The organism is Actinomadura sp. WMMB 499 (assembly GCF_008824145.1).
Taxonomy (GTDB): Bacteria; Actinomycetota; Actinomycetes; order Streptosporangiales; family Streptosporangiaceae; genus Spirillospora.
This window is the reverse complement of record NZ_CP044407.1, coordinates 3256768-3282083: the sequence shown is the minus strand read 5'-3', so window position 1 is coordinate 3282083 and position 25316 is coordinate 3256768. Positions and strand designations below refer to the sequence as shown.

Annotated in this window: 26 protein-coding genes; 19 read left to right on the top strand and 7 right to left on the bottom strand. The window is 73.1% G+C overall.

All coding sequences use genetic code 11. The features are described 5' to 3' along the window. Nucleotides 1–48 precede the first annotated feature (48 nt). The 9 genes from F7P10_RS14265 (at nucleotide 49) to pstB (ending at nucleotide 12514) form a co-directional block, all read left to right on the top strand. Entirely contained in the window at nucleotides 49–4620 is a 4572-nt protein-coding gene (locus F7P10_RS14265) for a hypothetical protein (RefSeq protein WP_151009788.1), read from the top strand. A 148-nt stretch (nucleotides 4621–4768) separates the two neighbouring features. Next, complete coding sequence (locus F7P10_RS14260) at nucleotides 4769–4951, top strand: hypothetical protein (RefSeq protein WP_151009787.1); 183 nt, start codon at nucleotides 4769–4771, stop codon at nucleotides 4949–4951. Nucleotides 4952–5307: 356 nt separating this feature from the next. Next, the gene (locus tag F7P10_RS14255; protein WP_151009786.1) at nucleotides 5308–5928 is read left to right on the top strand and encodes a DUF47 domain-containing protein; all 621 of its coding nucleotides are present in this window, start codon (nucleotides 5308–5310) and stop codon (nucleotides 5926–5928) included. A 131-nt stretch (nucleotides 5929–6059) separates the two neighbouring features. Further along, nucleotides 6060–7127, top strand: coding sequence for an inorganic phosphate transporter (locus F7P10_RS14250; RefSeq protein WP_151018036.1), 1068 nt, complete (start codon nucleotides 6060–6062; stop codon nucleotides 7125–7127). A gap of 154 nt (nucleotides 7128–7281) precedes the next feature. Continuing rightward, nucleotides 7282–8157, top strand: a complete 876-nt coding sequence (gene mshD, locus F7P10_RS14245; RefSeq protein WP_254716602.1) for a mycothiol synthase — start codon at nucleotides 7282–7284, stop codon at nucleotides 8155–8157. A 451-nt stretch (nucleotides 8158–8608) separates the two neighbouring features. Beyond that, nucleotides 8609–9715 (top strand): phosphate ABC transporter substrate-binding protein PstS, encoded by a 1107-nt coding sequence (pstS, locus tag F7P10_RS14240; protein WP_151009784.1) that lies wholly within the window; start codon nucleotides 8609–8611, stop codon nucleotides 9713–9715. 94 nt (nucleotides 9716–9809) lie between these two features. Next, the gene (pstC, locus tag F7P10_RS14235; RefSeq protein WP_254716601.1) at nucleotides 9810–10790 is read left to right on the top strand and encodes a phosphate ABC transporter permease subunit PstC; all 981 of its coding nucleotides are present in this window, start codon (nucleotides 9810–9812) and stop codon (nucleotides 10788–10790) included. After that, on the top strand, nucleotides 10787–11698 hold the full coding sequence (gene pstA, locus F7P10_RS14230; RefSeq protein ID WP_151009783.1) for a phosphate ABC transporter permease PstA: 912 nt from the start codon (nucleotides 10787–10789) through the stop codon (nucleotides 11696–11698). The genes pstC and pstA overlap by 4 nt, the downstream gene beginning before the upstream one ends. 39 nt (nucleotides 11699–11737) lie before the next feature. Next, nucleotides 11738–12514, top strand: coding sequence for a phosphate ABC transporter ATP-binding protein PstB (pstB, locus tag F7P10_RS14225; protein ID WP_151009782.1), 777 nt, complete (start codon nucleotides 11738–11740; stop codon nucleotides 12512–12514). A 112-nt stretch (nucleotides 12515–12626) separates the two neighbouring features. Here pstB and F7P10_RS14220 read toward each other — a convergent pair whose 3' ends face one another. The 4 genes from F7P10_RS14220 to F7P10_RS14205 form a co-directional block, all read right to left on the bottom strand. Beyond that, nucleotides 12627–14018 (bottom strand): amidase, encoded by a 1392-nt coding sequence (locus F7P10_RS14220; protein ID WP_218040493.1) that lies wholly within the window; start codon nucleotides 14016–14018, stop codon nucleotides 12627–12629. A gap of 11 nt (nucleotides 14019–14029) precedes the next feature. Next, a complete protein-coding gene (locus F7P10_RS14215; RefSeq protein ID WP_151009780.1) occupies nucleotides 14030–15529 on the bottom strand; it encodes an NAD(P)/FAD-dependent oxidoreductase in 1500 nt (499 codons plus the stop codon). 123 nt (nucleotides 15530–15652) lie between these two features. Continuing rightward, on the bottom strand, nucleotides 15653–16246 hold the full coding sequence (locus tag F7P10_RS14210; RefSeq protein ID WP_151009779.1) for a TetR/AcrR family transcriptional regulator: 594 nt from the start codon (nucleotides 16244–16246) through the stop codon (nucleotides 15653–15655). Nucleotides 16247–16309: 63 nt separating this feature from the next. Then, complete coding sequence (locus tag F7P10_RS14205) at nucleotides 16310–17029, bottom strand: response regulator transcription factor (protein WP_151009778.1); 720 nt, start codon at nucleotides 17027–17029, stop codon at nucleotides 16310–16312. 202 nt (nucleotides 17030–17231) lie between these two features. On the opposite strand from F7P10_RS14205, the gene F7P10_RS14200 reads away from it, so the two are divergent. The 10 genes from F7P10_RS14200 (at nucleotide 17232) to F7P10_RS14160 (ending at nucleotide 23168) form a co-directional block, all read left to right on the top strand. Then, on the top strand, nucleotides 17232–17486 hold the full coding sequence (locus F7P10_RS14200) for a MoaD/ThiS family protein (RefSeq protein WP_151009777.1): 255 nt from the start codon (nucleotides 17232–17234) through the stop codon (nucleotides 17484–17486). Nucleotides 17487–17566: 80 nt separating this feature from the next. After that, entirely contained in the window at nucleotides 17567–18271 is a 705-nt protein-coding gene (locus F7P10_RS14195; protein WP_151009776.1) for a DUF2993 domain-containing protein, read from the top strand. 31 nt (nucleotides 18272–18302) lie between these two features. Beyond that, entirely contained in the window at nucleotides 18303–18818 is a 516-nt protein-coding gene (locus F7P10_RS14190) for a sigma-70 family RNA polymerase sigma factor (protein ID WP_176611464.1), read from the top strand. Continuing rightward, nucleotides 18815–19549, top strand: a complete 735-nt coding sequence (locus F7P10_RS14185; RefSeq protein ID WP_176611463.1) for a zf-HC2 domain-containing protein — start codon at nucleotides 18815–18817, stop codon at nucleotides 19547–19549. Before F7P10_RS14190 ends, F7P10_RS14185 begins: the two co-directional genes overlap by 4 nt. A 107-nt stretch (nucleotides 19550–19656) precedes the next feature. After that, complete coding sequence (locus tag F7P10_RS14180; protein ID WP_151009773.1) at nucleotides 19657–19986, top strand: thioredoxin family protein; 330 nt, start codon at nucleotides 19657–19659, stop codon at nucleotides 19984–19986. 118 nt (nucleotides 19987–20104) lie between these two features. Next, entirely contained in the window at nucleotides 20105–20170 is a 66-nt protein-coding gene (locus tag F7P10_RS45415; protein WP_353819285.1) for a putative leader peptide, read from the top strand. Between the two features lie 76 nt (nucleotides 20171–20246). Beyond that, nucleotides 20247–20495 carry a hypothetical protein gene (locus F7P10_RS14175; protein ID WP_151009772.1) on the top strand — a complete coding sequence of 83 codons (249 nt, stop codon included), beginning with the start codon at nucleotides 20247–20249 and terminating at the stop codon, nucleotides 20493–20495. Then, nucleotides 20492–21331, top strand: coding sequence for a sulfurtransferase (locus tag F7P10_RS14170; protein WP_151009771.1), 840 nt, complete (start codon nucleotides 20492–20494; stop codon nucleotides 21329–21331). The genes F7P10_RS14175 and F7P10_RS14170 overlap by 4 nt, the downstream gene beginning before the upstream one ends. Before the next feature lie 85 nt (nucleotides 21332–21416). Next, a complete protein-coding gene (locus F7P10_RS14165) occupies nucleotides 21417–21725 on the top strand; it encodes a DUF1416 domain-containing protein (protein WP_151009770.1) in 309 nt (102 codons plus the stop codon). A 132-nt stretch (nucleotides 21726–21857) separates the two neighbouring features. After that, the gene (locus F7P10_RS14160) at nucleotides 21858–23168 is read left to right on the top strand and encodes a hypothetical protein (protein ID WP_151009769.1); all 1311 of its coding nucleotides are present in this window, start codon (nucleotides 21858–21860) and stop codon (nucleotides 23166–23168) included. Here F7P10_RS14160 and F7P10_RS14155 read toward each other — a convergent pair. The 3 genes from F7P10_RS14155 to F7P10_RS14145 are packed head-to-tail and all read right to left on the bottom strand — an operon-like array spanning nucleotide 23050 to nucleotide 25309. Further along, nucleotides 23050–24105 (bottom strand): hypothetical protein, encoded by a 1056-nt coding sequence (locus F7P10_RS14155; RefSeq protein WP_151009768.1) that lies wholly within the window; start codon nucleotides 24103–24105, stop codon nucleotides 23050–23052. The genes F7P10_RS14160 and F7P10_RS14155 overlap by 119 nt on opposite strands. Continuing rightward, nucleotides 24102–24701: a hypothetical protein gene (locus tag F7P10_RS14150; RefSeq protein WP_151009767.1), complete on the bottom strand. Its 600-nt coding sequence runs from the start codon at nucleotides 24699–24701 to the stop codon at nucleotides 24102–24104. Before F7P10_RS14150 ends, F7P10_RS14155 begins: the two co-directional genes overlap by 4 nt. Then, a complete protein-coding gene (locus F7P10_RS14145; protein WP_151009766.1) occupies nucleotides 24698–25309 on the bottom strand; it encodes a DUF4352 domain-containing protein in 612 nt (203 codons plus the stop codon). The genes F7P10_RS14150 and F7P10_RS14145 overlap by 4 nt, the downstream gene beginning before the upstream one ends. Nucleotides 25310–25316: the final 7 nt, after the last annotated feature.

The window sequence follows — 25316 nt, the reverse complement described above, 5'->3', positions numbered from 1 at the left end:
CGCCGACTGGAATTCCCCGGCTTTAGCTATGGGGAGGAAGTCAATACGATGGCGATCGTGGTGTGGGGACCGGGTTATGGCAGTGCTCCGCCGCCCAGCCCCCGGCGGGGGCGTGATCCGTTCGCGGAGGCCGAGCGGGACACGCGGGCGATGGTGGCCGCGGCGTGGTGGCCGTCGGCGGCGCGGCAGCAGCGCTGGCATTCCATCGGCGGGCGCATGCTCGTGCTGCCCGACGGAACCTGGTGGCTGTTCGGCGCCTGGGCGCGCTGGTACCGGCTGCACCCCTCCGACGGGCAGTGGTACCTGTGCCCGCCACCGCGCACCCCGGCCGTCCGGATGGCCGCGCGGCCCGCGCAGCAGGGCGGCGGGCGGGTGCCCGACCTGCCCCCGCACGTCGTCCCCGCCGGTCCCGACTTCTCCTTCGACCCGCCCGCCGGGCTTCCGTTCGTCGGCCACGGTTTCGTCACCGACCTGACGTTGCGGGTCGCCGCGACCGTCCAGTCCGCCGCCGCGCTCGCCGCCGCCGAGTACCCGCACTGGTGGACGCAGTTCACGCCCGAGACGCCGTCCACGGTCGTCGCCGCGTGGGGCGTCATGCTGTGGTGCGCGCCCGCGCCCGCCTTCGACTCCCGGCTCGACGCGCAGATGCTCGACCTGTGGAAGCCCTACCGCGCCACGCCGCTGCCCGACGTCGACGGTCCCCGCTGGCTCACCCCGCCGACCCTCGAGTCCCTCGTCGGCCTGTACGCCGAACGCCTGCGCGCCGGCCGCGTGGACGCCGCGGTCGTCGTCCTGCGCACCATGTGGGCGGTCGCGAACGCGCTGCGCGAGGACGTCCGGTTCCAGACCCGCGCCGACGCGCTGCTGGCGATCCTCGGCACCACGCTCGCGAACCCGACCGTCGACTACGACGCGCTGCCGTACGGCGACCAGGCGATCGCCCAGCAGTGGCTGACCCGCTGCCCGCCGAACCTCGTGCCCGCACTGCGCAACGAGAGTTCCCCCGGCGACGATCTGCGGCACGCGTTCTACACGCTCAGCGAGGTGATCGCCGACCTGTCCGGCGACCCCGCCGACCCCGCCTACATCGAGCCCCGGCTCGTCGCCGCCGCGCTGCTCGCCGCCGACCTCGCCGTCGTCCGGCGGGACGTCGCGGACTCGATCGTCCCGTGGCTCGACCCGGAGGTCCGCTACACGGTGCAGGCGGTCACCGACCAGCAGGGGCACCCCCTGCGGCGGCTGTGGCCCGACGACATGCGCCTCCCCGAACCCCTGCGCTCCGCCGCCGGGTCCGGTCCCGGTGCCGAGGCCCTCCTCGCCGCGATGTACGAAGTGGACCTCGCCTGGTGCCGTCTCGGGGGGATGCCCGCGCGCCCCCGGGGCTTCCCTGTGCCGACCGCGGTCGTCGCCGGAATCATCGGCCGCAACCGCGCGCGCGCCACGGCGTCTTCGCCCACCCACACGTCCACGCCGCGTCCCGCGATGCCGCCGCCCGCGTCCGCCCTGCAGAGCCAGCCCGGCCTGGCCCCCGGCGCCGCCCCGAACCCGCCGGGCCCCGCCCAGCCCGACCGTCCGTTCGTCCAGCCCCCGGCCGAACGCGCCTGGGAGAGCCGCGCCGAGGAGCGGGACGACGCCGCGCCCCCGTACACCGAACTGGGCTTCGGAGCGTCCGCCGTGCCGCCGCCCGGCGGCCGGCCGGGCCCGAACGAGAACCCGCACGTCCCGCCCCCGCGCGGCGCCCGCCCCCGGCCGACGCCGGACCCGGGCCGGGACGGGCGCGGCGCCGACCGGGGGCCGCGCGGTGAGGGCGTCGCCGCGTCGGCGATGCCGGGACCGGGTCAAAGCGGTGGCGCCGGTCGGGGGCCGGGGGGCGCCGGTCAGGCAGGTGGTGACGACAAGGGCGAAGTGGGCGCCTCGCCGCCGTATACGGAGTTGGGGTTTCAGTCGTCCGGTGGGGCGATGGAGAGTGCGCAGCCTCCGCCGCCGGGGTCTGGACGGCCGGACGATGGGGTGCGGTGGCCTGGCGCGGAACCGGGGGCCGGGGCCGGGCGCGGGGATGTGAGGCCCGGTGCGCCGATGCAGAGCGCGCAACCTCCGCCGCCGCCGGGGGCTGGACGGTCAGATGGCGGGGTGCGGGGGCCCGGGTGGCCTGGTGAGGAACCGGGGGCTGGGGACGATAAGGGCGAAGTGGGCGCCTCGCCGCCGTATACGGAGTTGGGGTTTCAGTCATCGGGTGGGGCGTTGGAGAGTGCGCAGTCTCCGCCGCCGGGGTCTGGACGGTCGGGCGGTGGGGTGCGGTGGCCTGGCGCGGAACCGGGGGCCGGGGCCGGGCGCGGGGATGTGAGGCCCGGTGCGCCGATGCAGAGCGCGCAGCCTCCGCCGCCGCCGGGGTCTGGACGGCCGGATGGTGGGGCGCGGTGGCCTGAGGAGCCTGCGGCCGAGGGCGCGAAGCCGGGTGGGGCGAGTGGTGCGCCGCCGTATACCGAGCTGGGGTTCCAGCCGTCCGGTGCGCCGATGCGAAGCGCGCAGCCTCCGTCGCCCGCGACCGGGTGGCCCGGTGAGGACGCCGACGCCGCGGGCGGTGCGCCGCCGCCGGGAACCGGGTGGCCGGGTGAGGAGCCGCAGGGTGCGGGGCCGGTGTGGCCGGGCGAGGGTGACGCGGCCGCGCCGCCGTACACGCAGCTCGGGTACGGCCCGGCCGGTGCGGCGCAGCCGCCGCCGGCCGGGCGGGTGGAGCAGCCGGGCGGGTTCGACCCGCACTCGACGCGCGTGGAGGGCGGCCCGCCCGCGCGGCCGCCGGGGACTCGGGTCCTCGGGCCCGGCGGGACGGACGCGGGCGGAGCGGAGCCCACGGCGCCCGACCCCGGTCCGGGCACCCGGATCATGTCGGAGACGATGGTCGGGAACTTCGACTTCCTCGACGACACGCCGTCGCCCGAGACACCCGTGCACGAGATCCCGCCGCCGAGCGATCGCAGCGAGCGGCGGGCGATGGAGCGGTTCGGCATCGGGTACGTGCCGGGCGGGCAGGACACGGCGGTGCTGCTGGACGAGCTGCGCGAGCAGGCGGTCGAGCTGACCGCGCCCGCGGGCGCCGGGTTCGAGCAGACGCGGGTGGACGGTGCGCCGAGCTCGATCCGGTCGGGCACGCCCGGGGTGCTGCTGGTGGGGGCGCCGCACTCGGGGCAGCGCAGGCTCGCGCGGCTGATCGCGCTGACGCTCGCGGACGGCGGGCTCGGGGACGGGACGGTCCGCGCGCACGACGCGGAGGACGTCCGGGACGCGCCGGGCGAGCGGATCGGGGAGCTGCTCGCGAGTCCCGGGCCGATGATCCTGTTCGAGCGGCTCGGCGCGGCGATCGCGGACGCGGCGGACCCGCACGCGGTGGCGGGGGCGGTCCGGCGGGCGCGGCGGGACCCGGTGAACGCGACGCCGGTGGTCGCGACGTGCGAGCCGCGTGCGTACAAGCGGCTCCTGCAGGACCATCCGAAGCTGGTGCAGGCGTTCCGGGTGCACCGGCTGCCCGACTTCTCCGACGTCGACGCCCGGATGACGCTGCTGCACCTGCTGGCGGAGGAGCGGCGCGTGACGGTCGGCGCGCAGGCCCTGGAGGCGGTGCGGGCCGATCTGGAGCGGCTGCGGGGGCCGGGCGACCTGGTGAACGCGCGGCTCGTCGAGACGTACCTGGACCAGGCGTGCCACCGCAACATGCAGCGGGCGGGCGCGTCGCACGACCGGCTCGTCCTCACGCCGGACGATCTGGCGGGCGTCGCCGAGGGCATCGAGCCGGCGCTGCGTCCGCCGGGCGACATCGACGTCCACCTGGACCGGCTGGACGGGCTGACCGGGCTGGCGGACGTGAAGGCGGCGGTGCGGGAGCTGGCGGAGGACGCGCGGGTCGCGGCGGACCGGGCGCGGTACGGGGTGCCGACGCCGGGCGCGCGGAACCTGCTGTTCACGGGCCCGTCCGGGACGGGCAAGACGACCGTCGCGGGGCTGCTCGGCGGCATCTACGCGGCGCTGGGCCTGCTGGGGTCCGGGCACGTGGTGGGGTGCCGCCCGGTGCACCTGGCGGGACGGGACGAGCCGGACGTGCGGCGCCGCGTCACCGGGATGGTCGAGCAGGCCCTCGGCGGCGTGCTGCTGATCCAGGAGACGCACCTGCTGGGCCGGTCGCCCGGGGTGGTGCGGGAGCTGCTGCGCGAGATGGGGGAGCGGCGGGGCAGGTTCCTGGTGGTGTGCTCGGGGCCGGCGGAGGAGACGGAGCGGTTCCTCGCGGGGCATCCGGCGTTCCGCGCGGAGTTCGGCCGGACGCTGGAGTTCACCGGGATGGGCGACCGCGACCTGATGCGGCTGTTCCAGTCGTACGCCGACCGCGACCTGTACCTGCTGGACGAGGAGCTGAAGGTCGAGCTGCTGGCGCGGCTGGAGCGGCTGCGCGACGACCCGTCGTTCGCCTACGCCCGGACGGTCCGCGCGCTGTTCGAGCAGACGGTGGCGCGGCAGGCCGGGCGGCTGGCGGGCGCCGACGTGAACGCGGCGACGGTGTCGCGGCTGACCGTCCGCGACCTGCCGGAGTCGCCGCTGGAGCAGATGATGGGCGACTTCCGGCACGGCTGACGGCCCGGTTCCGCATCATGTGGGCGTCACCCGGGAAGACCACATGGGGGAGTGGCCCTCGAATGGCCCTCTTGGGTCATGTGCGTCGCGGGGCCGCGAGCGTAGCCTCGAACGCGGGGTGTGGGGAACGAACCGGGAGGTGGGCGCGGTGCGGAACGACCTCGATCTGCGCGTCCACGACCGCGTTGCGCTGGACGAGATCGAACTCTATGCCGAGATGCTGAGCGCGGTGGCGGCGGCGACGGAGCCGCTGACCAACGCCGAGATCGACATGGTGCTCGGGCTGGATCCCGGCGACGCCGGTCGTCGCGAGCTGACATCGCAGGAGTGACACCGCAGGATCGACCGAACGATCGCATGTCCGGGGACGCTCGAGCGGGGCGTCCCCGGTCCCTTTTCCGGGACAGCCCGTCGGCGGGTACCCGGACGTCGCCTCCGGGACACCGGTTGTAACCAATCTCACCTTCCGTCGCACGTGGCGTCGCGGCGTGTAGCGCCAGGGTCCGTTTGTGTGGCGCGGAGGCGCGTCCTTTGGGGGATCCCGGCGGGTATGCGCGAGTCCATCTAGGGCAATCTTGTAGGTGAGGGGTCAGGGGAACGGCAGCCGAAGCTGGGGCAAAGGTTCTTTTTACGGCTGGTTGCGCCTACGATCCTCTGCGGACTGTTCCGGCACATCAGGAGAACGACGTGCGCTTGCGTCTCACGCCGCGTGAGGACAGCTTCTACGACATGTTCGCCGACTCGGCGAACAATCTGGTCACCGGCGCCAGGCTGCTCGTGGAGCTCATCAGCGACGGCGCCGACCGGCCGGCGATCGCGGAGAAGATGCGCGCGTGCGAGCACGCGTGCGACGAGTCGACTCACGCGATCATGCGGCGGTTGAACGAAACGTTCATCACACCCTTCGACCGCGAGGACATCTACCGGCTGGCCTCGACGCTCGACGACGTGATGGACGAGATGGAGGAGGCCGCGGACCTCGTCGTGCTCTACAAGATCGACGAGTTCCCCAAGGAGATCGTCCACATGGTCGAGGTCCTGGAGCGCGCCGCCGAGCTCACCGCGGAGGCGATGCCGCGGCTGCGGTCGATGAAGGAGCTCAACGAGTACTGGATCGAGATCAACCGGCTGGAGAACCAGGGCGACCAGGTCTACCGCAAGCTGCTGGCGCACCTGTTCAACAACGGTGATCACGACACCCTGATGGTCATGAAGATGAAGCAGGTCATCGACCGGCTGGAGGAGGCCGCGGACGCGTTCGAGAGCGTCGCCAACACGGTCGAGACCATCGCGGTCAAGGAATCATGAGCGGTCCGGTCGAACCGCCGGGTCCGGGCGACCGCAGCGGCCGCGAGGTCGGCGGGAAGGTCGGCGCGGTGCTGACCAAGCCGTCCGCGGCCGAGGAGCCGTCGCTGGCCGAGCAGGCCCGGCGCGGGCCGATGGGATTCTGGCCGCTGCTGGCGATCGGGCTGCTGGTCGTGATCGCGACGGGCGCCATCGGCCTGCGGTCGGAGGCGCAGACGGCCGTCCTCATCGTGGTCGTGCTGATCGCGCTGGGCTTCGACTACACCAACGGCTTCCACGACGCCGCCAACGCGATCGCGACGTCGGTGTCCACGCGGGCCCTGACGCCCCGGGCCGCGCTGATCATGGCGGCCCTGATGAACCTGCTGGGCGCGCTGCTCGGCGTCGAGGTCGCCAAGACCGTCAGCGAGGTGATCACCCCGCCGAGCGGGCTGCACGGCCTGACGGTCGTCGCCGCCGGCGTGCTGGGCGCGATCACCTGGAACATGATCACCTGGTACTTCGGGCTGCCGTCGTCGTCCTCGCACGCGCTGATCGGCGGCGTGGTCGGCGCGGGCGTCGCGTCGGCGTCCGCGGTGAGCTGGTCCACGGTGGTGGACAAGGTCGCGCTCCCGATGGTCATCTCCCCGGTCGCCGGGTTCGGGCTCACCTACCTGGTCATGATCGCGATCCTGTGGATCTTCCGGCGGGCCAATCCCGGACGGATCGGGCGCCGGTTCCGGATCGCGCAGTCGCTGTCGGCGGCGTCGATGGCCCTCGGGCACGGCCTGCAGGACGCGCAGAAGACGATGGGCATCATCGTCCTCGCGCTGGTCACGACCGGGCACTCCGACGGGCAGGACGTCCCGCTGTGGGTCATCCTGGCCTGTGCGGGCGCGCTGTCGCTCGGCACCTACGCGGGCGGCTGGCGGATCATGCGGACGCTGGGCCGCAAGGTGATCGAGCTGGATCCGCCGAAGGGCTTCGCCGCTGAATCGACCGCTTCGGTGATCCTCTACGCGACCGCCTACATCTGGCACGCTCCAATCTCGACGACGCACACGATCACGTCGTGCATCATGGGCGCCGGGGCGACCAAGCGGCTGTCGGCCGTCCGGTGGGGCGTGGCCGGGAACATCATCACGGCGTGGATCCTGACGATGCCCATGGCGGCCCTGGTGGCGGCCGTCGTCTACTGGATCGTGCACCTGTTCGGCGGCTGAGCCGGCACGGGGCGTCCGGTGGTTCTCCCGGCCGGCCCGCCGCCCGGTGCGGAGGACGGCGGGCCGGTCCGGGCTCGCGCCGTACCCGGACGCGCGCGTCCCGATGCCAGCGAGACGCCTCGTGCGGGCCGGACGGGCGAATAGGGTGGGGCGCGTGAGTGAACTGCGGGCGCGCGCGACGCTGCGAGAGGACGAGATCGCCGGTGCGCTGGCGGTCGCCGGCACGGCCGCGGCCGCCGACGGCGTCGGCGCGTTGTCGGAGCACTCGACGCTCGCCCTGCGCGCCGGACGTCCCGGGCTGCTCGCCGTCGAGGACGGCACGGTCGTCGGCTACGCCCGGTTCGACCCCGCCGACGGGGGCGAGCCCGCCTCCGGTGAACTCGTCGTCCATCCCGCGCACCGGCGCCGGGGCCACGGGCGGGCGCTGCTGCGGGCGATGCTCAAGGAGGCGGGCGGCCCGCTGCGCGTGTGGGCGCACGGCGACCTGCCCGCCGCCGCCGGGCTCGCGCGGTCCGCCGGTCTGGACCGTGCCCGCGCCCTGCTCCAGATGCGCCGTCCTGCCGCCGCCCCGCTGCCGGCCGCGAAGGTAGCCGAGGGCGTGACGCTGCGCGCGTTCCGTCCCGGCGCGGACGAGGACGCGTGGCTGCGGGTGAACGCCCGCGCGTTCGCCGACCACCCCGAGCAGGGCGCCTGGACGATCGAGGACGTCCGCGACCGCGAGGCCGAGGACTGGTTCGACCCCGCCGGGTTCTTCCTCGCCGAGCGCGACGGGCGGCTCGTCGGGTTCCACTGGACGAAGGTGCATCCGGGGGCCATCGGCGAGGTGTACGTCGTGGGCGTCGATCCGGACGCGCAGGGCCTCGGCCTCGGCCGCACCCTGACGCTCGCGGGCCTGCACCATCTGCGCGACCTGGGCCTCGACCAGCTGATGCTGTACGTGGACGAGTCGAACACCGCGGCCGTCCGGCTCTACGAGTCGCTCGGCTTCTCCAGATACGCGGTGGACGTCATGTACGGAACGGCCGGATAACCGCCCGGCGCGGGCAGCCGACCGCCCCCGGACGTCCGACCGCCCCCGCCCCCTGGCGATCGACCGGCCTGGGGCGAACGCCTGGCCTGGGGCGATCGTCCGGCCACGGGTAGCCGACCGGTCACGGACGATCGCCCGAACCGGCTAGTCCTACCCGGTTTCGCCCCGAATGACCCATCTCACGTGCCCTGATCGGTGGCGCAGGCTTGAGGACTCTTTACTGGAGCTTGGGTGTTCTGAGCAGCACTGTTAACCCTAAATACATCCCAAATCGGGGCATTCTTCCTGACCGTGCCCCGCTTCGTTCACCATCCGTTCATCCATAGCGGGGCGGCTGGTCACCTCGCCTGCCTACCGTCTTTCTCGACGGTGACCCCCCCCCTGGCCGACTCGCTCGGGACGCCGGCCGGGGAAACCCCGCCCTGACGAAGAATCAAGAGGAGACCCTCCGGTGAAGAACGGTTCCCGACTTGCCGCCCTGAGCGGCGTGGTCGTCGCGGGGGCGCTTGCCCTGTCCGCCTGTGGCAGCGACGCGAACGAGACCGAGGCCGCCGCGAACGCGCCGGAAGCCGGTTCGATCGACTGCGCGGACGGCAGCATCAACGCCGCCGGTTCGAGCGCGCAGAAGAACGCGGTCGAGGAGTGGTCGAAGGCCTTCGCCGCCGCCTGCCCCGGCGCCACCCTGAACTACAACCCGACCGGCTCGGGCGCCGGCATCCAGGCCTTCACCGAAGGCCAGGTTTCCTTCGCCGGCTCCGACTCGGCGCTGGACGAGGAGGAGAAGGCCGCCGCGCAGCAGCGCTGCGAGGGCAGCCCGGCGCTGAACCTGCCCATGGTCGTCGGCCCGGTCGCGGTCGCCTACAACGTCGAGGGCGTCGACGGCCTCAAGCTCGACTCCGCGACCCTCGCGAAGATCTTCGCGGGCGAGGTGACCAAGTGGAACGCTCCGGAGATCGCGGAGCAGAACGAGGGCGTCACGCTGCCCGACACCGACATCAAGCCGGTGTACCGGTCGGACGAGTCGGGCACGACCGACAACTTCACCGACTACCTGAAGGCCACCGCGGGCGACGTCTGGAAGTGGGAGCCCGCCAAGAAGTGGCCGAACGACGCCGGCCAGGGCGCCAACGGCTCCGACGGCGTCACCCAGCTGGTGAAGAGCACGGCCGGGAGCATCTCCTACGTCGAGTACTCCTACGCCAAGAACAACTCGCTCAGCACCGTCTCGGTGAAGAACGGCGCCGGTGAGTACACCGAGCTGACCCCCGACAGCGCCTCCAAGGGCGTCGCGGGCGCCAAGATCGTCGGCACCGGCAACGACGTCGAGCTCGAGATCGACTACACCACCACGGAGGCGGGCGCCTACCCGATCGTCCTGGTGACGTACGAGGTCGCCTGCGAGAAGGGCCTCCCGGCCGACCAGGCGAAGTTCGTGAAGTCGTTCCTGACCTACACCTCCAGCGCGGACGGCCAGAAGATCCTCACCGACATCGGCTACGCCCCGCTTCCCCAGAACGTACTGACCAAGGTCCAGGGCTCCGTGAAGGCGCTGTCCTGACAGCTTCCCTGACCTGCAGCCCCGCCGCCGAGATTCTCGGCGGCGGGGCCGGTCCGCGTTCGGCCGACGATGTGATCTTCAAGGAGGACTCCCCGTGACCAGCGACACCGGCGTCCAGGCGCACGCCGCCGCGAAGAAACGCGGCATCGGCGGCGCGATGAGCACCGGCCGGGCCGGAGACAAGATCTTCGTCTCCGCCGCCCGCGGCTCCGGCCTCACCGTGCTGGCGATCGTCGCCGCCATCGCCGTCTTCCTCGTGTGGAAGGCCATTCCCGCGCTGCAGGAGAACGAGGCGAGCTTCCTCACCAGCGAGGTATGGAACCCCAACGCCGACCCGGCCGAGTTCGGCATCGCGCAGCTGGCCTACGGCACGATCATGTCGTCGCTGATCGCGATGTTCATCGCGACGCCGATCGCGATCGGCATCGCGCTGTTCATCTCGTTCTACGCGCCGCGGCGGCTGGCGTCCGGGCTCGGCTACATCGTCGACCTGCTCGCCGCCGTGCCCAGCATCGTCTACGGACTCTGGGGTCTGGTCTTCCTGTCCGAGTACATGGACGACGCCGGCGAGATCCTCAGCACCCTGTTCGGCTGGATTCCGCTGTTCTCCACCGACAGCCCCGGCCGGAACTCGATGTTCGCCGCCGGAGTCGTCCTCGCGATCATGATCCTGCCGATCATCTCCTCCATCTCCCGTGAGGTGTTCCTGCAGGTCCCGCAGGCGCACGTGGAGGCGTCCCTCGCGCTCGGCGCCACCCGCTGGGAGATGATCCGCATGTCGGTGCTGCCCTACGGGCGCTCCGGCATGATCGGCGCGTCCATGCTCGGCCTCGGCCGCGCGCTCGGCGAGACGATCGCCGTCGCGATGGTGCTGACCTTCGTGCCCGGCATCAACTGGAGCATCCTCGAGAACGGCGGCAACACCTTCGCCGCCAACATCGCCAACAGCTTCGCCGAGGCGTCCGAGACCGGCCGCGGCGCCCTCGTCGCCTCCGGCCTCGTCCTGTTCGTGATCACGCTGCTCGTCAACATGGCCGCCCGCGCGGTCGTCGCGCGCCGCAAGGAGTTCGTGTGACCTCCCCCTCCCTCACCAAGCCGTCCGGCCCGACCGGCCCGAGCCTCACGTCGGTCTCGGCGTCCCGGAAGATCAAGGACAGGGCCGTCCAGGGGCTCGTCTACCTGGCGTTCGCGCTCGCGGTCATCCCGCTGGTGTCGGTCCTGTGGACGGTCGTCGCCAACGGCCTCGAGCGGCTCGACCCGACGTTCTTCCAGTTCTCCATGAACGCGGTCAGCGGTATCGACGAGGGCGGCGGCGCCTACCACGCCATCATCGGCACCCTCATGCAGGTCGCGATCACCACCCTGATCGCCGTCCCGATCTCCGTGCTCACCGCCATCTACCTGGTGGAGTACGCGGGCAACGGCCGCCTCGGCAAGGTGATCAGCTTCTTCGTCGACGTCATGATCGGCATCCCGTCGATCGTCGCGGGCCTGTTCATCCTCGCCCTGTGGCTGCTGACCTTCGGCTTCGAGTACTCCGGCCTCGCCGGCTCCCTCGCCCTGGTGATCCTGATGATCCCGACCGTCACGCGGTCCGCCGAGGAGATGCTCAAGCTCGTCCCGAACGACCTGCGCGAGGCGTCCTACGCCCTCGGCGTCCCGCGCTGGCGCACGATCATGTTCGTCATCCTGCCCACCGCCCTGAACGGCATCATCACCGGCATCATGCTCGCCGTCGCCCGCGTCATGGGCGAGACCGCGCCGCTGCTGCTGACGATCTTCTTCACCAAGGCGATCAACAACAACCCGCTCGACGGCCCCCAGGGCTCGCTGCCCACCTTCATCTGGGAGCAGGCCGGCGACCCGAACCAGAACTCGCTGGACCGCGCCTGGACCGGCGCGCTCGTCCTGATCGGCCTGATCATGCTGCTGAACCTGATCGCCCGGCTGATCGCCCGGCGCCGTTCCCCCGCCGACCGCTGACCCGACCTCCGGCACGACCCGAATAGGAGCACCTGACCCATGGCCAAGCGGATCGAAGTCTCCGGGCTGCACGCCTACTACGGCGGCGTCCACGCCATCGAGGACATCTCGATGACGGTCGAGCCGCGCTCGGTGACCGCGTTCATCGGGCCGTCGGGCTGCGGCAAGTCCACCTTCCTGCGGACTCTCAACCGGATGCACGAGGTCATCCCGGGCGCCCGCGTCGAGGGCAAGGTCATGCTGGACGACGAGGACCTCTACGACTCCTCCGTCGACCCCGTCGCCGTCCGCCGCGTCGTCGGCATGGTGTTCCAGCGCCCCAACCCGTTCCCCACCATGTCGATCTACGACAACGTCGCCGCGGGTCTGAAGCTCAACGGCGTCCGCCGCAAGGGCCGCCTCGACGAGATCGTCGAGGAGTCCCTGCAGGGCGCCAACCTGTGGAACGAGGTCAAGGACCGCCTGAGCAAGCCCGGCGCCGGCCTCTCCGGCGGCCAGCAGCAGCGGCTCTGCATCGCCCGCGCCATCGCCGTGCAGCCGCAGGTCCTGCTGATGGACGAGCCCTGCTCGGCCCTCGACCCCATCTCGACCCTCGCGATCGAGGACCTCATCGCCAAGCTGAAGTCCCAGTACACGATCGTGATCGTCACCCACAACATGCAGCAGGCCGCCCGCGTCAGCGACCGCACGGCGTTCTTCAACATCGCCGGCACCGGCCAGCCCGGCAAGCTCATCGAGATCGACGACACGAGCAAGATCTTCACCAACCCGGAGCAGAAGGCCACCGAGGACTACATCACCGGCCGCTTCGGCTGACGCGGGAGGCGGTCGGCCTGCGGTCGCCGCGCGACCTGCGGCCGCCCGGGGGTGCCCGCCGCTCCGGTGTCGGCGAGTGGCCGGGAGGCGCCTCGCGGGCGGGATTGCCCGGTCAGGCCGGGAGCGCGGTGGCGGGGAAGCCGGGCGGGCGGTGGAGGTGCCAGCCCAGTGCGGCCTCGAGCTGCGCGGCCAGGGAGATCAGCCGCGGTTCGCCGTCGGCCGGGCCGAGGAGCGTCGCGCCGACCGGCAGGCCGTCGTCCAGGACACCGGCGGGGACGTTGACGGCGGGCCAGCCGACGACGTTCCACACCCATGCGTAGGGGCACGCGGCGACGGCCAGGCGGTCGGTCGCGCGGCCGCCCAGGCCGTCGATCGCGCCGACCCTCGGCGCCGGTCGCGCGGTCGTGGGCGCCAGCACGGCGTCGTAGCGCCGGAAGATCCGGCCGATCCGCGCTCGCAGCGGCCCCTCCACGGCGTGCGCCGTGCGGAGCACGGGGCCGCCGAGCACGCGGGCGGTGGCGGCCTTGGCGCGGGTGCGCGGGTCCAGCGGCGCCCAGGGAGCCCGGCGGGTCCAGTCGCGCACTCCGGCGGTGGCGCGGGGCAGGAAGCTGAGCCCCGCCGGGCCGTAGCGGGGATCGGCGTCCTCGACCCGGTGCCCGAGGGACTCCAGGACGGCGGCCAGGCGCCGGACCGCGTCGCCGATCCGGGGATCGAGGCGGGCGGGATGCCCGCTGAACGGGACGCGCAGCGAGACGGCGATCCGCAACCGGCCGGGGTCGCGTTCCGCGCACGCGGCGTACGAGCGGGACGGGACGTCCGGCCGGTGCCCGGCGAGCACGTCGAGGAGCAGTGCCGCGTCCGCCACCGTCCGGGCCAGCGGCCCGAGGACGGTCAGGCCGTGGCAGGCGGAGACGTCGGGCAGGGTGGGGACGCGGCCGCGCTGCGGCTTGATCCCGACCAGGTGCGTCCAGGCGGCGGGGATGCGGATCGAGCCGGCCGCGTCGGAGCCGAGCGCGACCGGGACGATCCCCGCGGCGACCGCCGCGGCCGCGCCGCCGCTCGAACCGCCGGGCGTCCGGTCGAGGTCCCAGGGGTTGCGGGTGACGCCGAACGCGGGACCCTCGGTGACCGGCCACTGGCCGATCTCCGGTGTGTTGGTCTTCCCGACGATGATCGCGCCCGCCGCCTTCAGCCGGGCGACGGCCGCACAGTCGGCGGCCGCCGCCGGGAAGGGGCCGCCGCACCCGAACGCGGTGGGTTCCCCGGCGACGTCGATGTCGTCCTTGACCGCGACGGGGACGCCGAGCAGCGGGGCCCGCTCACCGGCCCGCCGGCGGCGGTCGGCCGCGCCGGCCTCGGCGAGCGCCGCGTCCGCGCGGACGCGCCGGAACGCGTTCACCGTGCCCTGCGTGGCGTCGATCGCGTCGAGCGCTTCCTGGACGAGTTCGCGGGCCCCGACGCGTCCGGCGTCGAGGGCGGCGAGGTGCGTACGGAGATGCGACACGGCCGGGCCCGTCAGACGGTGCCGCGGGAGAAGACGATCCCCGCGTCGTCGAGGCGGCCGCGGCGGTAGAGCAGCCGGTCCCGCAGGTAGTTTCCGTGGATCCGCCACGGGTGCTTGGTCCCCTGCCGGGGGAGCAGGTGGCGCGCGCGCTGGATGTACCCGGAGGTGAGATCCACGAACGGGACGGTCGGCAGGGAGGCGTCCGGTACCACGGGCGTGCACTGCCGGTATCCGTGGGCGTCCATGTGGTCGATCAACCGGCACAGGTAGCGGGCGACCAGATCGCACTTCAGCGTCCACGAGGCGTTGGTGTAGCCGATGGCGAACGACAGGTTCGGCACCCCGGACAGCATCATCGCCTTGTAGCCGACGGCCCGCGCCGGATCGACCGGACGCCCGTCCACGACGATCCGCGCACCGCCGAGCAGCCGCACGTTCAGGCCGGTCGCGGCGACGATCACGTCGGCTTCGAGTTCGGCGCCGGACGCGAGGCGTATCCCGCGCTCGGTGAAAGTGTCGATGCGGTCGGTGACGATCGACGCGCGCCGTTCCCGCAGCGCCGCGAACAGGTCCCCGTCGGGGACGAAGCACACCCGCTGCTCCCACGGCTCGTGGCGCGGGTCGAAGTGCCGCCCGATGTCGTATCCGGACGGCAGCAGCCGGGCCGCGCGGGCCCTGATCGCCGCTCGGGTCAGCCGCGGGGCGTACCGGGCGGCGCGGTAGCCGAGCGTGATCAGCAGCACGTTCTTCCAGCGCACGATCCAGTGCGCCGCCCGGGACGGGAGGACGCGCGCCAGCCACGCCGCGATCGCGTCCTCGCCCGGAATCGACACCACGTAGGCGGGGGAGCGCTGCAGCATCGTCACGTGCGCGGCCGTGCCCGCCATCGCCGGGACGAGCGTGACGGCCGTCGCGCCGCTGCCGATCACGATCACCCGCTTGCCGGTGTGGTCGAGATCGTCCGGCCAGTGCTGCGGATGGACGAGCCGGCCGGTGAACCGCCCGGTCCCCGGCCAGTCCGGCAGGTAGCCCTCGTCGTAGCGGTAGTAGCCGGTGCACAGGTGCAGGAAGTCGCACGTCAGGCGCGTCCGTCCGGCGCCGTCCGTGCCGCCGGCGCCGTCCGCGCCGCCTGCGGGTTCGACGTCGACGTGCCAGCGGGCCTCGGTGCTCGACCACTCGGCGCGCACGACGCGCCGGCCGAACCGGATGAGGGGCTCCAGGCCGTGCTCGCGGGCGGTGTCCGCGATGTACCGCCGGATCGACCCTCCGTCGGCCAGCGCCCGTGTCCGCCGCCACGGCCGGAAGTCGTAGCCGAGGGTCTGCATGTCGGAGTCGGAGCGGACGCCGGGATAGCGGAACTGGTCCCAGGTGCCGCCGATCCGCTCGCGGGCCTCGATGATCGCCACCGACTTGCCCGGGCACTCGGCCCGCAGGCGGCAGGCCGCGCCGACCCCGGCGAGTCCGGCACCCACGATCAGCACATCGACATGTTCGGGAGGGTCGACCGGCATGAGACCACCTCTGGTCGGAAGGACGGGCGCACAGTACTCACGAGTACTCCACCCGGACAGCGGAGAGTACTCGCGAGTACTCCTGTGCGGCAGAACGATACTCGCGAGTACTCCAGGGTGCAATCAGGCGGGGGCGAGCATTCCGAGGACCGCCCGCTCGGCGGTCGGCAGCAGCCCGCCGACGGGCTCGCCGCGGTCGATCGCCCGGACGACCATCGCGTTGACGCCCGCGATCAGCAGCACCGCCGCGTGCATCGACAGCGGCTCCACGCCCGCGCGCCGCAGCTCACGGCCCCGGGTGAGCTCGCAGAGCAGCTCGGCGTACCGCTCGATGCCCTCCTGCTGCACGGTGATGCCCCGCGCGCCCAGCGAGGCGAGGTCGCGGGTGACGGCGACGGCGATCGCCGGCTCGGCGGTCAGCGCGTCGAAGTACGCCCGCACCCCGTCGGACACCTGCCGCCGCCACGGCGCCGCGGGGTCGACCGCGTCCGCGACCGCCAGCAGTCCCACCGTGGTCGTGGCCCGGACGAGCTCGACGAAGCAGGACTCCTTGTCGGCGAAGCACTTGTAGAAGGTCGTGCGCGACGCCCGCGCGTGCCGGACGATGTCGGTGACCTGGGTGCGCGCGAGTCCCCGCTCCCGGATCGACGCCGCGAGCCCTTCGAGCATCCGCTCGCGGTGACGGTCCGTCGTCGACGTCTCCGAGGCGCTGACCATGCCCGCGAGCCTATCCCGCGCACCCCGGACCCCCGGACCGCTCGGGCCGTCCGGGGCGGCCGGTTAGGCGCGGGCGGGGCTCTTCTCCTCCGTCTCGCCGCCCGGACGGTCGTCGGGGACGAAGCGGTAGCCGACGTTGCGGACGGTGCCGATGAGGGCCTCGTACTCGGCGCCGAGCTTGGCGCGCAGGCGGCGGACGTGGACGTCGACGGTGCGGGTGCCGCCGAAGTAGTCGTAGCCCCACACCTCTTGGAGGAGCTGGGCGCGGGTGAAGACGCGGCCAGGGTGCTGCGCCAGGTACTTCAGGAGCTCGAACTCCTTGAAGGTGAGGTCGAGGACGCGGCCGCGCAGGCGGGCCGTGTAGGTGGCCTCGTCGATCGTGAGGTCGCCGTTGCGGATCTCGCCGGGGTCCTCCTCGGCGTCGGCGACCGCGGCGGCGCGGCCGACGGCGAGGCGCAGGCGGGCTTCGACCTCGGCGGGGCCCGCGGTCTGCAGGAGCAGGTCGTCCAGGCCCCATTCGGGGCTGAGGGCCGCGAGGCCCCCTTCGGTGACGACGCCGAGCAGCGGGCTGTCGAGGCCGGTGGTGCGCAGCAGCCGGCACAGGCTCTTGGCCTGCGCGAGGTCGCGGCGCGCGTCCACCAGGACGACGTCGGCGGGCGGCGCGTCGATCAGCGCGGACGCCTCGGCGGGGGCGACCCGCACCGAGTGCAGCAGCAGGCCGAGGGCGGGCAGCACCTCGTCGGATGGTTCCAGTGCATTGGTCAGCAAGAGCAGAGTGCTCAACTGCCGCCTCCTCGTCCTGAAAAAGACGTGGGACCCAGGCTGCTCACACTCGCTCGCCCGGCCACGGCCGGCGCGCGCGTGCGCGAAGGCCATGCAGGGTGTTCGGGTGAACTCCCCGGCCTCCGTCGCCCGGATCCCTCACGCCGAGCATATCCGAGTACGCCCCGGTCGTCCCGTGGGGGCCGGATGAGAACCTTGGGTCATGGCGAAGGGGACGATCCGGTACTGGGCCGCGGCGAAGGCGGCGGCGGGCACGGGCGAGGAGCCCTACGACGCCCGGACGCTCGCGGAGGCGCTCGCGGCGGCGTCCGTCCGGCGGGACGGCGAGTTCGCGCGGGTAATTGCGCGCAGTTCGTTCCTCGTGGACGGCGATCCGGTGGGGACGCGGGACCACGGGGCGGTGGAACTGCCCGAGGGTGGTGTGGTCGAGGTCCTGCCCCCGTTCGCCGGGGGGTGATGTCACTCCGTGGTGTGACTCGGGCGGTTCGCCGGGCCGGTTAAGGTGTGGCGATCGCGTGGGCCGTCCGGAGGAGAGACATGCGCAAGGCACTGGTCGTCCTGCTCGTGCTGGTGGTGGGCGGGCTGATCGCCGCCGACCGGATCGGGGTCCGGATCGCGCAGGACGAGATCGGCCGGCAGGTCGCCGCGCAGGAGGGGCTGGCGCGCCAACCCGACGTCACGATCCACGGGTTCCCGTTCCTGACGCAGGCGGTCGGCGGCGAGTACGACCACATCGAGGTCGTCATCGGGGAGTACACCGAGCAGGACGTGACGCTGTCGGGCGTCCGCGTGGACATGCGGGGCGTGAACGCGCCGCTGACGGAGATCGCGAACGGCAACACCGCGAACGTGACGGCCCGGACGGCGACCGCGTCGGCGATCATCCCGTACTCGGTGCTCGAGGAGCGGGCGCCGAAGGAGGTCGAGGGGCTCGCGCCGAGCGGCGAGAACCTGGAGGTCGACCTCGCGGGCGCGGTGATGGGGTTCCAGCTGTCGGGCAAGGCGGTCGTGGCGCTGGAGGCGACGGACGAGGGCATCGCGATCACGCCGGAGTCGGTCGCGCCGGACGGCGGCCCGCAGATCCCGCTGGCCCTGGTGCAGCGGCAGCTCACCTGGACGGTGCCGGTCACCGACCTGCCGGTCGGGTCGCGGATCAGCCGGATCGAGCCGACCGCGGACGGGCTGCGCGTCGCGGCCACCGCGCAGAACGTCCAGCTGAGCGATCTGCAGAACGTGCGTTGAACCGTTCGCCGTGGGAGTACGTGGTAGAGGCGTGGGCCCCACTGCGGACGAGGGACTGCTTCGCGCCCTTTACAGCGAGCACGGCGGACCCCTGCTCGGTTACGCGCTGCGGCTGACGGGCGGGGACCGCCCGCAGGCCGAGGACGTCGTGCAGGAGACGCTGCTGCGCGCCTGGCGGCATCCCGAGGCGCTCGCGGGACGGCCCGTCCGCCCGTGGCTGTTCACGGTCGCGCGGAACCTGGTCGTGGACGCGCACCGCGCCAGGCGCGCGCGGCCGCAGGAGACGGGCATGGACGAGCACGCCCTGACCCTCCAGGCGGGGACGGACGACATCGACCGGGCGCTCGAGTCGTGGACGGTCGCGGAGGCCCTCGCGCAGCTGAGCCCGACGCACCGGGCCGTCCTCGTGGAGACCTACTACCGGGGACGGTCGGTCGCGGAGGCGGCCGAGGCGCTCGGGATCCCGCCCGGCACCGTGAAGTCCCGCACGTACTACGCGCTGCGGGCGCTCAAACTGGCATTGGAGGAGAGGGGGCTGGCGCCGTGACGGAGCAGTGCGCGGACGTGCGCGCCGCCCTCGGCGTCTACGTCGTCGGCGCCATCGACCCCGCGGAGCGCGCCCGGGTGGACGCCCATCTGGCCGGCTGCCCGGCCTGCCGGGACGAGCTGGCCGCGCTCGCCGGGCTGCCCGCGCTGCTCGGCCGGGTCGACGAGGAGCAGCTCACCCGGGTCGCCGGGCCCCCGCCGGAACTGCTGGACGCGCTGCTGGCGCGGGCCGCCGAGCGGCGGAGGGGTCCGTTCGGCGGCCGGTGGCCCGGCGCGCGGGCGCGGCGGTGGGCGCCGGTCGCGGCGGCGGCCTGCCTGACGCTGGCCGTCGGCGGCCTCGCCGGGGGCCTGATCGCCGCGGCGGGCGACGGTCCCGGGACGGCCGCCGCACCGCCCGCGACGTCCGCGCCGCCCTCGCCCACGCGGGTGACGCCCGCCGAGCGGATCGAGGCCGCGAACGACGCGACGGGCGTCCACGGCTACGTGCTGCTGCACGAGCGCAAATGGGGCACCGAGGTCGAACTCCACCTGTCCGGGCTCGAACGGGGCGCCCGGTGCCGCCTCCAGGTGATCGCCCGGGACGGCCGCAGGGACGCGCTCGGCAGCTGGTACGTGCCCTACGACGACGGGTACGGCGAGTACCGCGGCTCGACGATGTTCCCGCGCGGCGAGCTGTCGACGTTCGAGATCGTCGGGCTCGACGGGGAGGCCGTCCTGACGATCCCGATGTGAACGCCCGATGTGAACGCCGGGGAGAACGCTCCAATACGGTCCGCCGCCGCCGGAAGACGCCGCCGCCCGCCGCGGTTGTACCGGACGGCGGCGACGGGAGGACACACGTGACAGAGCCGGATCCCGCGGGCGTGCTCGGGGCGGACGACCTGGGCTCCGACCTCGGTGAACGCGCGACGCTCGTGCAGTTCTCCAGCGCCTTCTGCGCGCCCTGCCGCGCCACCCGCCGCGTCCTCGGCGACGTCGCCCGGATGGTCGACGGCGTCGCGCACGTCGAACTCGACGCGGAGGCGAACCTCGCGCTCGTCCGGCGGCTCGAGGTGACCGCGACCCCGACCGTGCTCGTCCTGGACGCCGCCGGACGCGTCGTTCGCCGGGCCGCCGGGGCGCCCCGGAAGGCCGACGTGATCGCCGCTGTCGGCGCCGCGGTCGGCTGAGGAAACGCCCGTGCGACCCGGAACGGGACGAACGTCACTGTCTCGCAACCCGAGACGGATGTGACACCACGTGGATTGTCGGCTTACCATCGTGTCCGTGCGTGACCGAACAGAGCAGATGCTCACGAAGCGCCGCGCGGTCGACTTCTGCCGCGTGGCCGCCTCGCTCTGTCGTATGGCCTGAGGCATCGAGCCCGACCGTTCCGAGCACTTTCCCTCTACTCAGCTCGTACGCACGCCTCACCGCCTGGAGCACCCCGATGCAGGTCGACCCGTGTGGGCCGCGCCCCGGCGCGCCCGTCCCGGAGTCCCGCGCCGGTTTCGGTGCCGCCCCGGCGGGCACGGCCGGTCGCGCGACGGGGACCACCCGGCTCGGTATCGATGCCGCCGCCTGTGCGATCAATGAGCACGCGCCCGCGCCGCACCCGCGCCGCGCGGGCCGCGCAGATCATCCGCTGATCCGACAATTCACCGCGAAGATTCGCTCCGACAGGGAGGTTCCCGAATGAGCCGTGCCGACGTCCTGGTGGACGCTAGCTGGGTCGAAGAGCACCTGGACGACCCCGGTCTCGTCCTGGTCGAGGTCGACGAGGACGTGTCCGCCTACGACAAGGGCCACATCCGTGGCGCCGTGAAGATCGACTGGAAGACCGAGCTGCAGGACCCGGTCCGCCGCGACTTCGTCGACAAGACCGGCTTCGAGGAGCTGCTCTCGTCCAAGGGCATCGCCAACGACGACCTGGTCATCCTGTACGGCGGCAACAACAACTGGTTCGCCGCCTACGCCTACTGGTACTTCAAGCTGTACGGCCACCAGAAGGTGCAGCTGCTCGACGGCGGCCGCAAGAAGTGGGAGCTGGACTCCCGCGAGCTGGTCACCGACGTGCCGTCCCGGCCGAAGACCACCTACACGGCCCAGGACCAGGACCTGAAGATCCGCGCGTTCCGCGACGAGGTCGTCGACGCCATCGGCACCAAGAACCTGATCGACGTGCGGTCGCCCGACGAGTTCAGCGGCAAGCTGCTCGCCCCGGCGCACCTGCCGCAGGAGCAGGCGCAGCGGGCCGGGCACGTCCCGACCGCGCGCAGCATCCCGTGGTCCAAGGCGGCCAACGACGACGGCACGTTCAAGTCCGACGAGGAGCTCCGCGAGCTCTACACCGAGGCCGGCGTCGACCTGAGCAAGGACACCATCGCCTACTGCCGCATCGGCGAGCGCTCCTCGCACACCTGGTTCGCCCTGCGCGAGCTGATCGGCCTGGAGAACGTCAAGAACTACGACGGTTCGTGGACCGAGTACGGCTCGCTCGTCGGCGTCCCCGTCGAGCTCGGCGAGCCCAAGTAGTACGCGCTCGGCCCGGCCGAGCGACAGATCGTCCGTCCGCCGGTCGGCGGAACGAGTTTTCCGTGCACACGGAGATGGAGGAACAATGACCCAGGGCTGCGCAGCACCCGCCCAGACGGCGCACCTGCCCGCGACCGTCGACCTGACCAACGAGGCCGTCATCCAGGGCACCGTCACGCGCGACGGCGCGCCCGTGTCCAGCGCCTACGCCCGCCTGCTCGACGCCACCGGCGAGTTCACCGCCGAGGTCGTCACCGGCGAGGAGGGCGTGTTCCGCTTCTTCGCCGCCGACGGCGACTGGACGGTCCGCGTCCTGGCCGCGGGCGGGGTGAGCGTCGACAACGCCGTCACCGCCAAGACCGGTGAAGTCGCGGCGCTCGAGGTCGCCATCTGACCCGGGCCGCACGCGACGCCTGAACGGACCCCGTCGTCCCGCACCGCGCGGACGGCGGGGTCCGTCGCGTCCGCGGCCCGGGGTACCGCGCCGACGCTCCCGGTGTCGGTCCGGATCGGTACGATCGGCGCGATGCTCCGACTCTCCCCCAAGTCGCCCCTCATCCTGCCGTGGGCCACGCTCAAGCTGGCGGGACGGTTCGTGCTGCCGCTCACGCTGTGGTTCACGCTCGGGGAGTTGCTGCGCCACGGCGTCATGTACGGCGGCTACCGGCTCGGCAAGATGGACGGGACGGCCGCGTCGGTCGCGCCGCTGCTGACCATCGGGCTGCTCGTCGTCATCACCCTCACCACGACCGCCCTGATGATCCACTGCGTCCGCGAGGGGCTCGACGTCGTGCACGCCCGCTCGGCGGGCGGCGGGCTGACGTCCTGGGCCGTCGGCAACGAGGACGAGTCGGCGCTCGGCGCGATGGGCCGCGCCGCGCTCCCGTTCGTCATCTTCTACCTCGCGTGGGGGCAGCAGGCCGAGGACGCGCGCGAGTTCGCCGACATGGCCGCGAGCCGGGGCTTCACCGAGGGCGGCGTGCAGGGGCAGATCGAGGGCATCGGGCTGCTGCTCTCCCTCGAGAAGCACGTGAAGCTCGCGATCGCGCTCACCGCAGCGTTCTTCGTGCTGAAGGTGCTCGTGGAATGGCTGCTGGAGGAGCGGCTGCCCCGCACCGTCGGCCCGCTCGCCGGCGTCCTGGAGATCAACTTCGCGCTGTTCGGCATCTTCACCCTCGACCGGCTCCGCGACCAGGGCGAGCAGTGGTTCACCGACCGCCGCGCCTGGGAGTGGTTCAGCGACGCCGCGGGGCCCCTGCTGGAGCTGTGGCCGCCGTTCAAGGACGCCGTCCTCGGTGCCCTCATCTGGATCGTCATCGCCGGGGTCATCCTCGGCCTCGACACCGGGGACGAACGGCTCGTCCTCGGCCAGAGCCGCACCGCCCGCCGCATCGCCACCGCCGGCGCCATCGACCGGGTGAACAGCCCGCGCGAGGTCCTCACCCGCGGGCTCCGCGACATGCTGCTGCCCGCCTGGTTCGGCCTCCGCCTCGTCCGCCGGTCCGGGATGATGCCGTTCGCCACGTTCTGCCTGCTGTTCTCTGGTCTGCACGTTGCCGAAGACCTCGCCCAGCGGCGGACCTACGAGCTGATCGGCGCGCACGACGTCGCCTGGTGGCTGCCGCGGATGCCGTTCGTCGGCTACGGCGCCGGGCTCGTCTTCGAGATCCTCCGCATCTGCCTGCTCGCCGCCGCGTTCAACCTGATGGTCACGCGCGTCACGGCTCGAACCGCAGCGAAGGCAGTGGAGCCCCACCCCGACGCGCCGTCTCCGGCAGCCGCACCACCAGCGCCAGCGATTCCGCCTTGGCACGGGGCACCGTCCCCCGGACCGTGAGCGGGAACGCCTTCCCCGGCTGGATCGACGTGGGCGCGGACCCGTTCGCCGTCCACTCGAGGCCCTGCCCGCCGACGAACCGGTACTCCACCCCGTAGCCGCCGATCGCCTTCGCGCTCTCGGCGTCCCGCGCCTTCACCGCGAGGATCACCTGCAGCTGGACGACGTCCTGGCCCTCGGGCGCCCCGGGCTGCGGGGCCGTCTCCCGCTTGTAGACCGTCATCCGGGCGCCCGCGAGTTCGCCGATCTTCCCGCGCGCGACCGACGACACCTTCACCGGGGGCTCGAGGCTCTCCGCGCGTCCCGTCTCGTCCACCCAGTACAGCCCGAGGAGCGAGGGCAGCAGGACCGCGAGCACGCACGCCTCGACGACCCTTCGCGTCTTCGGCCCGAGGATCGTGCGCCGAGCCCGCCCGGACGTCCCGTCGCCGCCGCCCTCGACGGGCTCGGGGTTCGTCCGGTTCGGGTCGTCCCGCCCGTCCGGTGGACGGAACGCGGGCGGCTGACCGTACGGGGGCGGTTGCCCGTACGGGGGGAACGCCGCGTGCCGTGGATCGTGCGGGGGCGGTGGCTGGAACTGCGGTCGCTGCCCGTACGGGGGCTGGGCGTAGGGCCCGGAGCCGGGCTGCGGGCCCGGCTGCGCGGGACGCGCGTGCCTCCCGGTCGGCTGCTGCTGATACGGGTTCGGCTGCTGCTGCCCACCGCCGGGCTGCTGCTGCCCACCCGTGGGCTGCTGCCAACCGCCCGGCCCCTGCCCGTGGTGCGGCGATGGCTGCTGGTGTCCCCCGGCGGTCTGCCAGGGCGGCAGCGGGGGAGGGGGCTCGGACGGGTAGGGCTGCCGGCCGCCCGCGCCCGCCTGGTGCGGCGGCGGGCGCCGACCGTACCGGCCCTCCGGGGGCGGGTCGGACGGCGGTTCCGGCCGGTGCCGATCGTTCACGTCCCCACCCGCATTTCGTACCGTTCCGGGGCCTTCCGGACGAGGTCGGCGGCGCGGGCCCCGGTGAGCCCGAGGTCGACGTCGACGGCGGACGACAGCTGCGGCAGGAGGCCACCGGTCCCGACCACCAGGTGCGCCCCGGCGAGCCGGTCCTTCGGGAGTTCGAAGACGAACGCGGTGTCCGTCCAGATCAGCGGCTGGAACTCCGCGGGCGGGGGCTGCCCGGCGCCCGGTCGCGGCGCCGCGTCGAACTCGTGCCCGCCGGGCGTCTCCAGGACGGCCGACCGCAGCTGCAGCGGCTCCTCCCGGCTCATCGCGCGCGCCCGCACGATGACGTACACGCCGTCGGTGCCCACGGCGGGCGCGTCGTCCAGGATCGAGTCGGGCGCGAGCGACCGCGCCGCGACCACGCCCTCGACGCGGAGCGTGAACGACGGCGTGACGACCTCCTCGCCGACGTCGCCGCCCGTCCGGACGGGGTCGAGCATCCCCGCCTCGACCTTCGGCTGGAACGCGTTCAGCCACATGGCGCCCGCGAGCAGGATCGTCCCCCCGAGGCCCGCGCCGCCCTGGACGGCGAGCTTGCGCACGTTCACGGCGTCCCCGTCCCGACCGGCAGGGTGAAGCGCGCGGCCAGCTCGCCGCCCTCCGCCTGCACCCGCCACGTGTACTCGCTGTCGGTGAACCCGTGGTCGTACTCCCACTCGCGCAGGCCGAACGTGAACGTCTCGGGCGGCGCGGCCGTGCCCAGCTTCCACATGACCGACGCTTCCACGGGCAGGTCGGGCTGGGCGGCGTCCGTCTTCGCGCCCGCGGCGACGCCCGTCACCTGGTCGGGCTTCACCCACTTGCCGTCCTTGGTGCGGGCGACGACGCCGTCCTGCAGCCCGGTGCCGCCGAGCCGTGCCGTCTGCTCGCTCTTGTTGACGACGCGCATCCGGACGATCAGGAAGCGTTCGTTTCCGCCGCCGAGCGCGCTGTCGGCCGTCCCGGCCCGCACGTCGTGCACCGTCAGCGCGAACCGTTTCACGTCGACCGCCTTCCCGGGCGACTTCACCGGCTGCTTCGGCTTCTCCTCCAGCCCTCCGGTCACCCACAGCACCGCGGCCAGCACGATGACCGCGCACGCGACGGCCGATGTCCAGACCCATCGGCGACGTCTGCCGGTGGTGGGCTGGTGGGGGACGGGGGCGGTGTACTGCACCCGGCGA